14 protein-coding genes are annotated in these 13,867 nt (G+C 44.6%); 5 read left to right on the plus strand and 9 right to left on the minus strand.

Annotated elements, in window-relative coordinates:
- The first annotated feature begins 280 nt into the window (after positions 1-280).
- On the plus strand, positions 281-2,977 hold the full coding sequence (locus tag ViNHUV68_RS10635) for a copper-translocating P-type ATPase (RefSeq protein WP_391088024.1): 2,697 nt from the start codon (positions 281-283) through the stop codon (positions 2,975-2,977).
- Between the two features lie 10 nt (positions 2,978-2,987).
- Entirely contained in the window at positions 2,988-3,419 is a 432-nt protein-coding gene (locus tag ViNHUV68_RS10640) for a DUF411 domain-containing protein (protein WP_038175520.1), read from the plus strand.
- Positions 3,420-3,544: 125 nt separating this feature from the next.
- Here the strand turns inward: ViNHUV68_RS10640 and ViNHUV68_RS10645 are convergent, their stop codons facing one another.
- From ViNHUV68_RS10645 to htpG, 4 genes are all read right to left on the minus strand, one after another.
- Positions 3,545-4,303: an oligogalacturonate-specific porin KdgM family protein gene (locus ViNHUV68_RS10645; protein WP_038175519.1), complete on the minus strand. Its 759-nt coding sequence runs from the start codon at positions 4,301-4,303 to the stop codon at positions 3,545-3,547.
- A gap of 467 nt (positions 4,304-4,770) precedes the next feature.
- A complete protein-coding gene (gene hemH / locus ViNHUV68_RS10650; RefSeq protein ID WP_391088027.1) occupies positions 4,771-5,730 on the minus strand; it encodes a ferrochelatase in 960 nt (319 codons plus the stop codon).
- A 131-nt stretch (positions 5,731-5,861) separates the two neighbouring features.
- Positions 5,862-6,506, minus strand: a complete 645-nt coding sequence (gene adk / locus ViNHUV68_RS10655; protein WP_038175517.1) for an adenylate kinase — start codon at positions 6,504-6,506, stop codon at positions 5,862-5,864.
- A 311-nt stretch (positions 6,507-6,817) separates the two neighbouring features.
- Positions 6,818-8,722 carry a molecular chaperone HtpG gene (gene htpG / locus ViNHUV68_RS10660; RefSeq protein WP_038175516.1) on the minus strand — a complete coding sequence of 635 codons (1,905 nt, stop codon included), beginning with the start codon at positions 8,720-8,722 and terminating at the stop codon, positions 6,818-6,820.
- Between the two features lie 263 nt (positions 8,723-8,985).
- On the opposite strand from htpG, the gene ViNHUV68_RS10665 reads away from it, so the two are divergent.
- From ViNHUV68_RS10665 to ViNHUV68_RS10675, 3 genes are all read left to right on the plus strand, one after another.
- Positions 8,986-9,840: a transcriptional regulator gene (locus tag ViNHUV68_RS10665; protein ID WP_038175515.1), complete on the plus strand. Its 855-nt coding sequence runs from the start codon at positions 8,986-8,988 to the stop codon at positions 9,838-9,840.
- Between the two features lie 9 nt (positions 9,841-9,849).
- Positions 9,850-10,365: a regulatory protein ToxS gene (locus ViNHUV68_RS10670; RefSeq protein ID WP_391088031.1), complete on the plus strand. Its 516-nt coding sequence runs from the start codon at positions 9,850-9,852 to the stop codon at positions 10,363-10,365.
- Positions 10,366-10,585: 220 nt separating this feature from the next.
- On the plus strand, positions 10,586-10,864 hold the full coding sequence (locus ViNHUV68_RS10675; RefSeq protein WP_391088033.1) for a SelT/SelW/SelH family protein: 279 nt from the start codon (positions 10,586-10,588) through the stop codon (positions 10,862-10,864).
- A 54-nt stretch (positions 10,865-10,918) separates the two neighbouring features.
- Here the strand turns inward: ViNHUV68_RS10675 and yfcE are convergent, their stop codons facing one another.
- Genes yfcE through ViNHUV68_RS10700 form a run of 5 tightly spaced genes read right to left on the minus strand, consistent with a single transcriptional unit; the run spans position 10,919 to position 13,788 of the window.
- Positions 10,919-11,467 carry a phosphodiesterase gene (yfcE, locus tag ViNHUV68_RS10680; RefSeq protein WP_391088036.1) on the minus strand — a complete coding sequence of 183 codons (549 nt, stop codon included), beginning with the start codon at positions 11,465-11,467 and terminating at the stop codon, positions 10,919-10,921.
- 51 nt (positions 11,468-11,518) lie between these two features.
- Complete coding sequence (locus ViNHUV68_RS10685; RefSeq protein WP_038175511.1) at positions 11,519-11,923, minus strand: CBS domain-containing protein; 405 nt, start codon at positions 11,921-11,923, stop codon at positions 11,519-11,521.
- A complete protein-coding gene (locus tag ViNHUV68_RS10690) occupies positions 11,920-12,270 on the minus strand; it encodes a P-II family nitrogen regulator (protein WP_038175510.1) in 351 nt (116 codons plus the stop codon). Before ViNHUV68_RS10690 ends, ViNHUV68_RS10685 begins: the two co-directional genes overlap by 4 nt.
- Entirely contained in the window at positions 12,260-13,057 is a 798-nt protein-coding gene (locus ViNHUV68_RS10695; protein WP_391088039.1) for a DUF1538 family protein, read from the minus strand. Before ViNHUV68_RS10695 ends, ViNHUV68_RS10690 begins: the two co-directional genes overlap by 11 nt.
- Positions 13,054-13,788 (minus strand): DUF1538 domain-containing protein, encoded by a 735-nt coding sequence (locus ViNHUV68_RS10700; RefSeq protein ID WP_038175508.1) that lies wholly within the window; start codon positions 13,786-13,788, stop codon positions 13,054-13,056. The genes ViNHUV68_RS10695 and ViNHUV68_RS10700 overlap by 4 nt, the downstream gene beginning before the upstream one ends.
- Positions 13,789-13,867: the final 79 nt, after the last annotated feature.

The following is a 13,867-nucleotide window of genomic DNA, read 5'->3' on the forward strand; positions in this document are numbered from 1 at the left end:
TATAATTAAAATTAAACATCAAGAATAAAAAACGTCAATTTCTACTATGTGGGTAGTAAACCATCGTTAAACACAATCAAGACGTGATCGGGATCTCTGTGATTTTTTAACGATTTACGCAACTTTATAAATTGGTCATAAAAAATTTGAAATGACTCGCAAGCTCAATGACTTAGATAATCTCATTAAGATGAGTTTTAACGTTTTGCTTGCTATTACTTGACCTTACCCTTGCAGTAAGGTTTACGCTTAGCAACAGTAACGTTTTCGAGGTGATGTGATGACTAAGTTTGATATTCCCCTATCAGGGCTCAACTGCATGGGATGTGCAAGAAAAGTAGAACGGATAATGGTCGATGATCACCATGCAAAAGTGCTTGAGCTATCCCCGACTTTTATCTGTCTGGAAAGCAATAGCACACTGAAAGCATTGGTTGAGTCGATTGAGGCGTTGGGATATCAAGCAGGTCACCATTATCACTTCTATCTTCAGGGACTCAACTGTGGCAAGTGTGTGGCAAAAATAGAAAATGCCCTCGCCAACGATAGTGCCAATATACAATTTAGTGCGACGAAAACTGAGCTTGAGATTAGAACGCTCAATGATGCAGACTCAATTAAACAGCTGATTCACTCGCTTGGTTATCAAGCCGATGAACAACCCGTTGTTGAACCCAACATTAAACCTAGCATTGAACCAGCAGATACAGTGACTCCACCAGACGACAAAGTGAATTCACCGCTCGCAACACAACCGCTACATTTACTTATCTCAGGAATGACATGCGCAAGTTGCGTTTCTTCAGTAGAAAAAGCGCTGGTTTCGGTCACAGGCGTAGAGCGAGCTCAAGTTAACCTAGCCGAGCAGAGCGCATTGGTGTTTGCCTCACCTGAACGTGATGAGTTGATCTCGCAGTTAACCGATGCCATTCAACAAGCAGGTTATCAAGCCCAAGTGGTCGATGACCCTGCTACCCAACAACAGCAGCAACTTGAACAGCAGCAAATCGTTCAAAGTGGACACAAACAGAGTGCTATCCGTGGGATTCTGATTGGTGCGCCATTAATGCTTTGGGGTATTTTCGGCGGCAACATGATGATCCGCAACAGCAGTGACCAACTCGCTTGGGGTGCTGTGGGCATGCTTTGCTTGTGGTTATTGGCAACCGCCGGACGTTCATTTTTCACTAATGCATGGCAAGCGCTCACTCACAAACGCGCCACAATGGACACCTTAGTTGCACTCGGGACAGGTGCCGCATGGCTATTCTCTATGTTGGTGGTCGCTTTTCCTCAATGGTTTCCGCTCGCTTCACGCCATGTCTACTTTGAAGCCAGTGCGATGATTGTCGGCTTGATTTCTTTAGGCCATTACATCGAAGCAAAAGCAAAAGCGAAAACGACTCGCTCTTTGCAATCACTCATTAATTTACAGCCACAGACGGCCACCCTCGTTTCTGAACAAGGAGATCAAGAGATCGCCATTGATGCTATTACTGTTGGCATGACTCTAAGAGTCAAACCGGGCGAAAAAGTCGCTGTTGATGGCGAAGTATTATCTGGAGACTCTTACCTCGACGAATCAATGCTCACAGGTGAGCCGCTCCCTGTGGCCAAATCTCAAGGTGATACGATTTCAGCCGGGACCATCAACCAAGATGGCTCACTGCTGTTCAGAGCCACAGGGGTTGGCAGTGACACCATGCTATCGAGAATTATCAGTATGGTTCGCGAAGCACAAAGCAGTAAACCTGCTATCGCGAAACTTGCCGATCAAATTTCAGCCGTGTTCGTGCCTGTGGTCGTCATGATTGCGCTGGTTGCAGCATCGATTTGGTTTGCAGTCGGACCTGAACCCAAAGCCAGCTATATGTTAGTGGTGGTAACAACCGTATTGATTATTGCTTGCCCTTGTGCGCTTGGCTTAGCGACACCACTATCAGTAACCGTTGGCGTCGGCAAAGCGGCTGAGATGGGTATTTTGATTAAAGATGCAGATGTTCTGCAATCAGCCAGCAAAATAGATATGGTGGTGTTTGATAAAACCGGAACCTTGACTCAAGGCAAACCGGCGGTGGAAGACCTGTTCTCTGTTAATGACGATAGTGATCGCTTACTCTCGATTGCCGCCTCTGTCGAACAGTATTCTGAACATCCTCTGGCAAAAGCGATCGTCCAAAAAGCTCAGCAGCAAAAACTTAGTTTAGTTGAATCAAACAACTTTGATAACCGCCGAGGTCAAGGTGTAGTGGCACAAGTTGGCCGCCAACAAGTCACAATTGGCTCGGTGAGTTTTGCCAAGCAACAAAAATGGGATCTTAGCCAAATTGAACAACCGCTTAAACGCTATCTTGCCAATGCATGGACCCCAGTGATTGTTGCAGTGGATCAGGACGTTATCGGGATTATCGCGATAGCCGACCCACTCAAAGCAGATGCAAAGCGGGCTGTTGATCGCTTAAAAGCCAGCAAGATCATCCCTGTTATGTTGACTGGCGATAACCAAGCTGTCGCAGAGGTCATCGCAACCCAACTCGGTATCGAACGTGTGATCGCGCAAGTGCTACCCGACGAAAAAGCGCACCATATCGAGCAACTGCAAAAAGAGGGACATCGCGTGGCGATGATTGGTGATGGCGTTAATGATGCTCCTGCCCTTGCCCTTGCTGATATCGGTATTGCCATGGGCAGCGGCAGTGACGTTGCCATTGAGAGTGCACAGATGACTCTCCTCAACTCTTCTCCGTTAGCGGTAGTGAAAGCGATCGAATTGTCTAAGGCAACGGTAAAAAATATGAAACAGAACTTATTTGGTGCCTTTGTCTACAACTCATTGGGTATTCCGATAGCTGCAGGTGTGCTTTACCCAAGTTTTGGCTTCTTACTGAGCCCTGTGATTGCCGGAGCGGCGATGGCGCTCTCTTCCATCACGGTAGTGAGCAACGCTAACCGTTTACGATTATTTAAAACTTTTTAGGAGTGACTATATGAATAAAAAACTTTTTGCTTTGGCAGCACTCGCTGTGCTGTCTGGCCAAGCGATGGCAACGGATGTACTCAACCATAAATCACCATACTGTGGTTGTTGTAGTGAGTGGACCAAGCATATGCAAGAGGCTGGCTTCAACGTTGAAGAAAAGCTGCATGAAAACATGAATCCGATTAAACAAAAGCTTGGCATCACACCAGAGATTGCCTCATGCCACACGGCAGAAATCGATGGTTACGTATTTGAAGGCCACATTCCAGCACAGGACATCAAAGCCTTTTTAGACAATCCACCACGTAATGCGAAAGGTTTGGCTGTACCAGGAATGCCCATGGGTTCACCTGGTATGGAGTATGGTGACAAAAAAGACTCATATACAGTATATGCATTTGATAAAGATGGTGACGTTATCGAGTTTGCACAGCACTAAGAACTTAATTCTAATGAACAAGATAGGCTTAACTTCAAAAGCGTAAAGAGTAGATTAGACACTCAACAAAAAGGCCAGCGTACTATCGCTGGCCTTTTTTAGTTAATTTCGCTTAAGCAATAAGCTTAGAACACGAAGGTGCCACCAATAACAAGTGCATTGTTTTGGCCATCAAATGTTTGGTCTGGGTAAGACGCATCTGTTAGGTCTAGGCCATTCGCTTGTGAACGGTACTCAACGTACGGCTGGAAGTTACCGTTACGAGTCCACGTTAGACGGAGCTCATGATCCATAAGATCGGATTCAGTCATATATACGTTGTTGTACGATACGCGGAGTGGAGTATCTTGCAGTTGATATGCGAAGGTAGTGTCTAAACGGTAATCGTTGTCTGCCTTGCTGTCTTCCGGTAGATGCGCACGGAAGCGGTTGGCCCAACTAAAGCCGTTGTCCATATCGTAACCAATTTTCACCAATGGACGGTACTGAACCGTATCACCGTTTTGCAACAGGTGTTGGTAACCAGCGCCAACCCAGAAGTTATCAGTGATAGTGAAGCGCTGCTCACCACCAATGGTAAGGAACGGGCTAAACTGACCTGCACTACCTGGCTCATTGACGATGTTACCCATTTGTAGGCCATCAAACTCAGCGTAAATTGTTGCGCCGCCGAGACCATTAGTAAAGGTATGGCCGACCTCTAGAGTAGATGAAGCATCCGTGCCATGAATTCGACCATCATCGTGGAACTGAATGTTACCTGTTACATAAGTATTCTTCGCGGTGCTTTTTTCTGTTAGTTGGACATTCTCGTCAAACTCATTGGCCATAGCTGGAGCAGCGATAACAGAAGCAAGAGCTGTCAGTGCAAATAGTTTTTTCATTATGATCTGCCTTTTTACTAAAATGTGTAGCGGTCGTTCACGAGGTAGTTCTTCACCTATAACCGCTCAAATGATTTGCCTCCCTGGCTTGGCGAACATAATGTCTGATTTAATTCATGATAAAAAATTAATCCTAACTTAGTGCGACGCACATCAACGTAAAAAACAAAAAAGTAATTTAATTCTTAATTTTCAGACATTTAATAAAATAAAAAATAAAATAAAAAACCAAACGGTGATCAAGTTCGCGTTTATTTTTTATTTCTAACAGCATAGCCCTCGTTAACTCACACTCAATTTAGGTTCCTTTAAGTTTCCACTGCTAATAATCAGATCTTGATCACTTAATGTAGTGTTGCGTTGCTTATGCACAAGCACATTTCCCCACAAAGACCCATACAGCGGATGGCTTAGAACGTAAAAAAGGCCGCACACGCGACCTTTGATTGGAATAATGATTGGCTGATTTAACAGTTTGAAATCAAATCCACCATCATTTGAATATGCAACTCATCATCATTTAGACATGGAATATAGGTAAATTTCTCTCCCCCTTTTTCCATAAAGATCTCACTGCATTGATCGGAAATTTCTTCTAGTGTTTCCAAACAATCAACGGAAAAAGCAGGAGCAATAATGTCGAGATTCTTAATACCTTTGCCTGGTAATGTCTCTAGCGTTTTGTCGGTATAAGGTTGTAGCCACTCTTCACGTCCAAAACGCGACTGGTAAGTCATCCCAATTTGGTTGGGAGCCAATTCAAGCTCTCGCGCCAATAATGTCGTGGTACGATCACAATGCTGCGGATACACATCACCATTATCAGCATAGCGTTTAGGAATACCATGATAAGAACACAGTAGGTAATCGCCTTTACCGTTCTTTTCCCAAGAACGTCTGACACTTTGAGCAAGTGCTTTGATGTACATGGGGTGTTGGTAGTAATCTCGGATAAACCGATACCCTGGCATGACAGGCATGTTTTTAAACGCTTTAGTCAGGCCATCAGAGACTGCTGCGGTCGTCGTTCCTGAATATTGCGGGTACATGGGTAGCACGATGACATCTTCTACCCCTTGTGCTAACAAGGCTTCAAGACCAGATTGCAAACTTGGATTGCCGTAAGTCATCCCCACTTCCACAGGAAGCTCGATCTTGCGAGCAAGCTTATTCGCCTGTCTCTTCGAGTAGACCATTAGAGGCGAGCCTTGTTCCATCCATACACTTTGATAAAGCTTCGCCACTTTTGGCGCACGAATTGGCAAAATCACACCATGTAAAATGGGACACCATAACCAGCGAGTCATATCCACAACACGCTTATCATGGAGAAACTGGCTTAAGAAACGCTTGACTGCAGGGGCTGTCGCTTCATCCGGTGTGCCCAAATTCACTAATAACACACCTTGTTTTTTATGATTTTGCATAGCTTCCTATCGACACTGAAATGGGTGGTTACGTAACGAAGAGTCTTATCGATCAACGTACAGCAATAAAAAAAGCGACCTATGTAGGTCGCTTTTACTATAACAAATTTTCCAAATTCACGCTTAGTGAATTATGCCAGTGCTTTCTCGATATCTGCACTAACTTCAGTAACTTGCTTAGTACCATCAAACTTAAGGTACTTAGTGTTACCCGCTTGTGCTTCTTTACCGTAGTAATCAATTAGCGGTGCGGTTTGTTCGTGGTAAACACCAAGACGTGCACGTACTGTCTCTTCTTTGTCGTCATCACGAACAACTAAGTCTTCACCCGTTACGTCGTCTTTGCCTTCAACTTTTGGCGGATTGAACACAACATGGTAAGTACGACCTGAAGCTAGGTGAGCACGACGACCAGCCATACGCTCTACAATAACGTCATCAGCAACGTCAAATTCGATCACGTAGTCTACTTCGATACCCATCTCTTTCAGGCCATCAGCCTGAGGGATAGTACGAGGGAAACCATCAAGTAAGAAGCCTTTTTCACAGTCATCTTGAGCAATACGCTCTTTGATCAGACCAAGGATAATTTCATCAGAAACTAGCTGACCAGCGTCGATAACAGATTTAGCTTGCTTGCCAAGTTCTGTACCTGCCTTGATAGCCGCACGTAGCATGTCACCGGTAGAGATTTGTGGAATACCGTACTTCTCCATGATGAATTGAGCTTGTGTGCCTTTACCTGCACCTGGAGCACCTAGAAGAATGATGCGCATGTTGAATCCTCTTAAGATAATGATGTTTTATACCGAAGCTCACTATGTCAGGCCGTGGCTTTGACGCGGCTCACGGTAAGTTTCGGTATAATTATTTGCGGTTAACAATAAAACAGGCGTGCACATTACACGCCTGATCGTTTCGTTTCAAGATTGCATTCTACCATACAAATTGAAGACCGAGAGCGAATTACGACTAAAGAATGCTTAAACACTCACTATCATCTGCAACATCGCGGGGTTTCATTCACAATTAATGCAATTAAACCAAAAAGCCCGCAAGATGCGAGCTTTTTGAGTCTTTTAGGTTATTAGCCCTTAGTCAAAAGGGTATTGATGGCGCCAAGGAACTGAGACGGATCTTCCATCGAACCACGTTCAGCTAACATTGCTTGGCCGAGTAACACTTCAACCCAACGACCAAAAGCTTCCTCGTCAGCTTCGTCCGCCATACGCTTAACCAATTGGTGCTCCGGGTTAATTTCGAAAATGTACTTCACTTCTGGTGCAGCTTGACCTGCCGCTTCAAGTAGCTTAGCCATTTGTGTACCCATCTCGAAATCGTCGGTTACCACTACCGCAGGGGTTGTCGCAAGCTTGAAGGTTGTGCGCACCTCTTTAACACGGTCACCTAGATAGGCTTTAGTGCGCTCAACAACTGACTTGAACTCTTCTTCTGTCTCTTTGCGTTTTTCTTGCTCAGCTTCATCTTCAAACTTGCTCAGATCAAGACCCGCTTTGGTAATCGATTGGAACGACTTACCATCGAACTCTGTGAGGTAGTTCATCAGCCACTCATCAATGCGATCAAACATCAAAATAACTTCGATGCCTTTGGCTTTAAATTGCTCTAAGTGAGGGCTATTTTTTGCCGCTGCATAGCTGTCAGCCGTGAGGTAGTAGATCTTATCTTGACCTTCTTTCATACGTTCAACATACGAAGCAAGGCTCACCGTTTGATCTGCTGAGTCAACTTCTGTTGATGCAAAGCGCAGTAGACTAGCAATTTTCTCTTTATTGCTCATGTCTTCAGCTGGGCCTTCTTTCAACACCAAGCCAAACTCTTTCCAGAATGATTGGTATTTCTCTTCATCATTCTTGGCGATTCGTTCCAGCATGGTCAGCACGCGTTTCGTACATGCATTACGTAGCGACTGAGTCACTTTGTTATCTTGCAGGATTTCACGCGATACGTTAAGCGGCAGATCGTTAGAGTCAATCAAACCACGAACAAAACGTAGGTATGATGGCATAAACTGCTCGGCGTCATCCATGATAAACACACGCTGTACATAAAGCTTCAAACCTGATTTATGATCGCGGTTCATCATATCCCATGGTGCTTTCGCTGGGATGTAAAGCAGACTAGTGTAATCGTTCTTACCTTCAACGCGGTTATGACTCCACACCAGTGGATCTGCAAAATCGTGTGATACGTGTTTATAGAACTCTTGGTACTCTTCGTCTGAGATATCTGCTTTATTACGAGTCCAAAGCGCTTGAGCCTTATTAATTTGCTCCCACTTTTTCTCACCCGTTTCGTTGCCTTCTTCATCGCGCTCTGCGGTCTGAATAGCAACAGGAATTCCGATATGATCTGAGTACTTGCTGATCACTTCACGGAGACGCCACTCGTTGAGGAACTCTTTGCCGTCTTCGCGCATGTGAAGAATAATGTCCGTGCCACGCGACTCTTTATTGATGTCTTCAATCGTGTACTCACCTTCTCCGGCGGAATGCCATTGTACCGCTTGATCCGCTGGCAAGCCTGCTGCGCGAGTACGCACCGTTACCGCATCAGCAACAATGAATGCTGAGTAGAAACCAACACCAAATTGACCAATCAGTTGCGAGTCTTTTGATTGCTCATCCGACAATTTCGAGAAAAACTCAGCTGTGCCTGATTTGGCGATTGTACCTAAATGTTCAATCACATCATCACGACTCATACCAATACCATTATCAGAAATGGTCAGTGTGTTTGCCGTTTCGTCGAAGGAGAGTTTGACGCCAAGTTCAGCATCACCTTGATAGAGGTCAGGATTAGACAACGCTTGGAAGCGCAGTTTGTCAGAAGCGTCAGACGCATTAGAAATCAGCTCGCGCAGGAAGATCTCTTTATTTGAGTAAAGAGAGTGAATCATTAAATGAAGTAATTGCTTAACTTCAGACTGAAAGCCACGAGTTTCTTTATTGTGGGTAACTGTTTCGCTCATGATAACTCCATAAGTACTTTACATATCAAGCCAATAAGTTAATTACTCTAATTTGCTATTGACTCTAATCTGTCCATTAACATGAGGGTGACAAATGTAAATTCAAGGTCAACAAAGATAAAAACAGTGTTTTTTTGTTTTTATTTTGACTATTCTTGACACCTTAAAAATCAAAAAATATAAACTAGTTGTTCAACGGCAATAAAACTGAGCTTTCGAGTAGCTTGATCCCCTGAAACTTTTAATAAAATGGCTATAGATTGATGAGTAACATAGGTACTAAATTTAATCTTGCAAACAGATTTACCTTTGATCCCAACACCAACTCTCTTATGGATAAAGAGGGCGATAACGAGCTTATCCGTCTAGGAAGTAACGAAAGCCGTATTCTTCTACTAATGTGTGAAAAACCGAGTGAAATAGTTTCACGCAACGACCTGCACGACTTTGTTTGGCGCCGACAGGGGTTTGAAGTTGACGACTCAAGCCTGACTCAAGCAATCTCTACGCTGCGTAAACTACTTAACGATTCAACTAAGTCACCAATGTACGTCAAAACCGTCCCCAAACGCGGTTACCAACTCATTTGTAGTGTCGATCGTGTTACGCCACTAATGAGTGGGGACAATGAAGCGGAAGACATTACACCGGGTGACGATGACACTCATGACATGATAGTAGTGAGTGAAGAGAGCACGGTTGAAGTACCACCAGCAGCAGAGCAGAGACCCGCGTTAGTTCCTTCGCCGGCGAAACCTGCCATGACGTTATTAACCAAACTGATGCTGATTGTTGCTATTTTTCTGCCTATTTTTGTGGTTCTGTTAACCAATCCGGCCGAGTCAAAATTCCGTGAAATCGGTATTTATGATAGTACTCCCGTTAAAACACCACTCAATCATCCTGATCTCACTCAATGGTACCCATCGATCGAGCAATGCGTTAAGCAATACAATACAACGCATCAAGGTGCGCTTGCCCCAATAGAAGTGATTGCAACGGGTGGGCAAAATAACCAACTCATTCTTAACTATATTCACTCTCCAACGAACTCTGGAGAAAACATTACGTTACGCATCGTTACCGAGCAACAAGATCTGGGTAAAGTCTGCAACTAGGAAACCACTATGAATCAGAAATTCGCTATCATCTTACTGATTGTCTCTGCACTTTTTAGTAGTTGGCTATACTGGGGCAGCGACTTAAAAATTGAGCAAACACTGACCTCTAACGAATGGCAATCGAAAATGGTCACCGTCATTGCCGAACCTTTACAAGAAAAGTCTGTGGGTCCATTGCGTAAAGTCAACGTCATGTCGAATGTTAAATATTTGCCCAACAACACTTATATTCGTGTATCGAACGTACGTCTTTACCCAGAAAATGGCGCAACCGAAAGCGTCATCAATATTTCAGAAACAGGTGAATGGGATATCAGTGACAATTACTTGTTGATATCACCAACAGAGTTTAAAGATGTCTCCTCGGCGCAGAGCAAGGACTTTACTCCTGCACAGTTAGCTCTCATCACGCAAATTTTCAAGATGGATGCCCAGCAGAGTCGCCGCATTGATATTATAAATGAAAAAACCTTGCTGTTAACTAGCTTAAGTCACGGCTCTACGGTACTTTTTAGCAACTAATCTCACTCAAAGGGGCATGACGCCCCTTTTTATTGCACGTCAAATGGATTGGATAAACGCTCTTAGCCTACTAGACTCACATTTACAAATCCCCTAGCCTCACAATATCCGATAGCTGTCTAAGTACTGACCTAACGACCTGCGTTCGCAATCAATTAAACCCTGTTTCGAACGACTCACACTGGCGTTCGGATTAATGCTTATTTTTAATAGGACTCGTATGAATAAGGCAATCATTGATATCTACTACTGTCGCCAATGCAATTGGATGTTACGTTCAGCTTGGCTTGCGCAAGAACTACTGCACACCTTTAGTGAAGAGATTGAAACATTATCGCTCCACCCCGATACTGGCGGCCGCTTTGAAATTGTCTGTAATGGGCAACAGATATGGGAACGCAAACAAGATGGTGGATTTCCAGAGGCTAAAGTACTCAAACAGCGCGTCCGCGATCAGATTGATCCTGAGCGAGATCTTGGTCATTCCGACCGCAAGTAACGATAATCAGATCTAGAGATAAGCAGAGGATCATTGGCTCTGCTTATTCACTGTTTATTCGAGTGCGATTTGAACGATCACCTCATCGTCAAAGCTCAAAACCTTTAGCTGACTATCTTCAAACACGCCATAACTAGGCGCGTAACCATCACGTGGAAACGTCACCGAACCGGGGTTAAAAATAACCTGCTCTCCGTCTTTGTGCGCCACAGGAATATGAGTGTGGCCATGAGCAATAATGTCTCCTAGGCGAAGTGGTGGCCTTTTTGTGCCGTTATAAAGGTGTCCATGAGTGAGAAACAAACGTTGACCGCTTGCCAATAGCACCCACGCATAATCCATCATCATAGGAAACGACAGCAACATTTGATCAACCTCACTATCGCAGTTGCCTCTAACCGCAATAATATCCTCCGCATAGCGGTTGAGTAACTCGCTCACTGCAGGCGGATTGTACCCTTCAGGAACCGGATTCCGCGGCCCATGATTTAACGTATCTCCGAGTAAAATAAAATGCTCGGCACCCGATTGTTGATATTTATCCAGTACTTTTTCCGTGGCAGGCAAACTGCCATGCAAATCTGAGGCAAAAAACAGTTTCACGACATCATCCCCTTAATCAATAGCAGGATGATTTTACCCAGCGCCCTCCGATTAGTCACCTTGAATCATGCCGTTAATAACGATGTTATTGTAGCTGACCATACCGACGATTTTACCGTTATCAATCACAGGGGCTCGGCTGATCCCAAAACGCTCGAATAATCGCGCACAATATTTAACGTTCATATCCGATGAGACCGATAGCGCAGGCTTCGTCATGATCTCGTAGATATTGGTTCGCTCTGGTGAACGGTTCTTGGCCAACACTTTTTTCGCGATATCGTTCATTAGCACTAAGCCATATTCATCATCATCATTGCGTTTGTTCACGACCAAGGCTTTCACTTGGTGGTTCTTTGCTAACTGAATGCCCTCTTTGACGGTAGTAAGCCCATCAATCACAACATAGTTATTGGTCATAACATCACAAACACGAACTTTGGGGTGGTCATTCATAACTCATCCTCTACGACTTTGGTTAGCTTCTCAACTTGATGAGCAACACCGACGGCATCTTCTATATCGATCTGTATTGCGATACCTTGGCCGGACTCTTGGTCAAACTCGCCAACATCATTGATTGTTTCGAGAATATGCCTTGATAAGTGTTCTTCAACCACAAACAGCAGCACATCTTTTTGTACATCTAAGGTCAAGCCAAAAAAGGTACGCTTTTGATTCAACCCTTCTCCTCGTGCGTTATTGATAACCGTGGCTCCTGTTGCCCCGGCTTTCCTTGCCGCATCTAAAACCACATCGGTTTTACTGTCTTCGACAAAAGCTAATAACAATTTAAAGCGCATTGTTTTTATCCTCCCGCTCAGTTGCTTTACTATTTAACCACTGAGTGATTTGTGCATAACCCATAACGGAAATTATGGGGAACAAACTTGCAAACGCGATCAACCCAAATCCATCAATCATCGGATTTCTTCCTGGTACTGTTGATGCCAGTCCAAGGCCCAAGGCAGCCACCAAAGGCACCGTCACAGTTGACGTCGTTACCCCGCCCGAATCATAAGCTAATGGGATAATCAATTTAGGTGCATAAAAGGTTTGAACCACTACAATGACGTAGCCAACAATAATGTAGTAGTGGATCGGGTCACCAACCACAATTCGATAACTGCCAAGAGAGATACCAATTGCCACCCCTAAGGCCACCGCAATACGTAACCCATTGACACTGATACTCCCACCAGAAACCTGATTAGCTTTGATCGCCACAGCGATCAAAGATGGCTCAGCAATCGTCGTGCTAAAGCCGATAAAAAAGGCAAACAAGTAGACCCAGTAGTAATCAATCCACGTGAACTCTCCCACTGATGACAAACGAAACTGAGTAATAAAATCTGGCGCGGTTAACTGAGCAGCCATCGTTTCACCAAGAGGAAACAAGGCCAGATCTAGGCCGATAAGAAATAACGACAATCCTAAAATGACATAGAAAAAGCCCAATATCACTTTAGGTAAATTCGTCACTGGTCGCCGGAGTACCGCGAACTGAAAACCAAAAATAATCGTCGCGATCGGTAATACGTCGGTAATAGTGCCAATCACAATAGCGCCAAAGTGCGACCAATCGATCATGCCACCACCATGCCGTAAACCATGACAAACATCATAGGTAACAGGGAAGCAAACGCGATCAAGCCAAAGCCATCGATCATAGGATTTCGCCCTTTAATTGCTGAAGCGAGCCCAACCCCTAAAGCGGTAACGAGCGGGACAGTAATTGTCGACGTTGTTACACCACCAGAGTCATAGGCCACGCCGATAATACTTTGTGGAGCAAACATGGTCAGGATCACCACACCAATATAGCCGCCAATAATCATATACTGAATCGGCCAGCCCTTAAGAATGCGCAATACGCCAAGTAAAATCGCGATCCCGACAGATAAAGCAACGGTATACCTGAGCCCATTGGCATACTCTTCCATTGCTTGTGGATGATGAAGAATCATGCCTCCTTCGGCGGCAACCTCAGCGGCTTCATTGGCAACGGCCGTCAAGGCAGGCTCAGCAATCGTCGTACCAAAGCCAAGACAGAAAGCAAAGATAAGCAACCAAAACACGCTCCCTTTGCGAGCAAAAGCCTGAGCCATGCTCTCTCCAATCGGGAACAGCCCCATTTCCAGACCAAAAATAAAGAATGTCAGACCGAAAATAACCAGTACCAAGCCGAACAAAATCGATAGCAAGTGAGGCAGTGGCTCTTGCAGCACAACCAATTGAAAGAATGCGATAACGACAATAATGGGAGTTAAATCCCTCAAACTGCCTAAAAGCGCTCTGAGTAACGCGATAACGGCTCCCACTCAACCTCCTTGTGTGCTGTACGCGATTTACGCTTTATGCAAGCATGACAAACAAACTCGTTTTCCGATGTGATTTCAG

Origin of the sequence: Vibrio sp. NH-UV-68 (assembly GCF_042940635.1) — a bacterium.
GTDB lineage: Bacteria > Pseudomonadota > Gammaproteobacteria > Enterobacterales > Vibrionaceae > Vibrio > Vibrio pacinii.

What these genes read in the sequence shown, in the direction of transcription:
- ViNHUV68_RS10635 (WP_391088024.1), top strand. Translation starts at nt 281, where the DNA reads ATGACTAAGTTTGATATTCCCCTATCAGGGCTCAACTGCATGGGATGT.
- ViNHUV68_RS10640 (WP_038175520.1), top strand. Translation starts at nt 2,988, where the DNA reads ATGAATAAAAAACTTTTTGCTTTGGCAGCACTCGCTGTGCTGTCTGGC.
- ViNHUV68_RS10645 (WP_038175519.1), bottom strand. Translation starts at nt 4,303, where the DNA reads ATGAAAAAACTATTTGCACTGACAGCTCTTGCTTCTGTTATCGCTGCT.
- hemH (WP_391088027.1), bottom strand. Translation starts at nt 5,730, where the DNA reads ATGCAAAATCATAAAAAACAAGGTGTGTTATTAGTGAATTTGGGCACA.
- adk (WP_038175517.1), bottom strand. Translation starts at nt 6,506, where the DNA reads ATGCGCATCATTCTTCTAGGTGCTCCAGGTGCAGGTAAAGGCACACAA.
- htpG (WP_038175516.1), bottom strand. Translation starts at nt 8,722, where the DNA reads ATGAGCGAAACAGTTACCCACAATAAAGAAACTCGTGGCTTTCAGTCT.
- ViNHUV68_RS10665 (WP_038175515.1), top strand. Translation starts at nt 8,986, where the DNA reads ATGAGTAACATAGGTACTAAATTTAATCTTGCAAACAGATTTACCTTT.
- ViNHUV68_RS10670 (WP_391088031.1), top strand. Translation starts at nt 9,850, where the DNA reads ATGAATCAGAAATTCGCTATCATCTTACTGATTGTCTCTGCACTTTTT.
- ViNHUV68_RS10675 (WP_391088033.1), top strand. Translation starts at nt 10,586, where the DNA reads ATGAATAAGGCAATCATTGATATCTACTACTGTCGCCAATGCAATTGG.
- ViNHUV68_RS10685 (WP_038175511.1), bottom strand. Translation starts at nt 11,923, where the DNA reads ATGAATGACCACCCCAAAGTTCGTGTTTGTGATGTTATGACCAATAAC.
- ViNHUV68_RS10690 (WP_038175510.1), bottom strand. Translation starts at nt 12,270, where the DNA reads ATGCGCTTTAAATTGTTATTAGCTTTTGTCGAAGACAGTAAAACCGAT.
- ViNHUV68_RS10695 (WP_391088039.1), bottom strand. Translation starts at nt 13,057, where the DNA reads ATGATCGATTGGTCGCACTTTGGCGCTATTGTGATTGGCACTATTACC.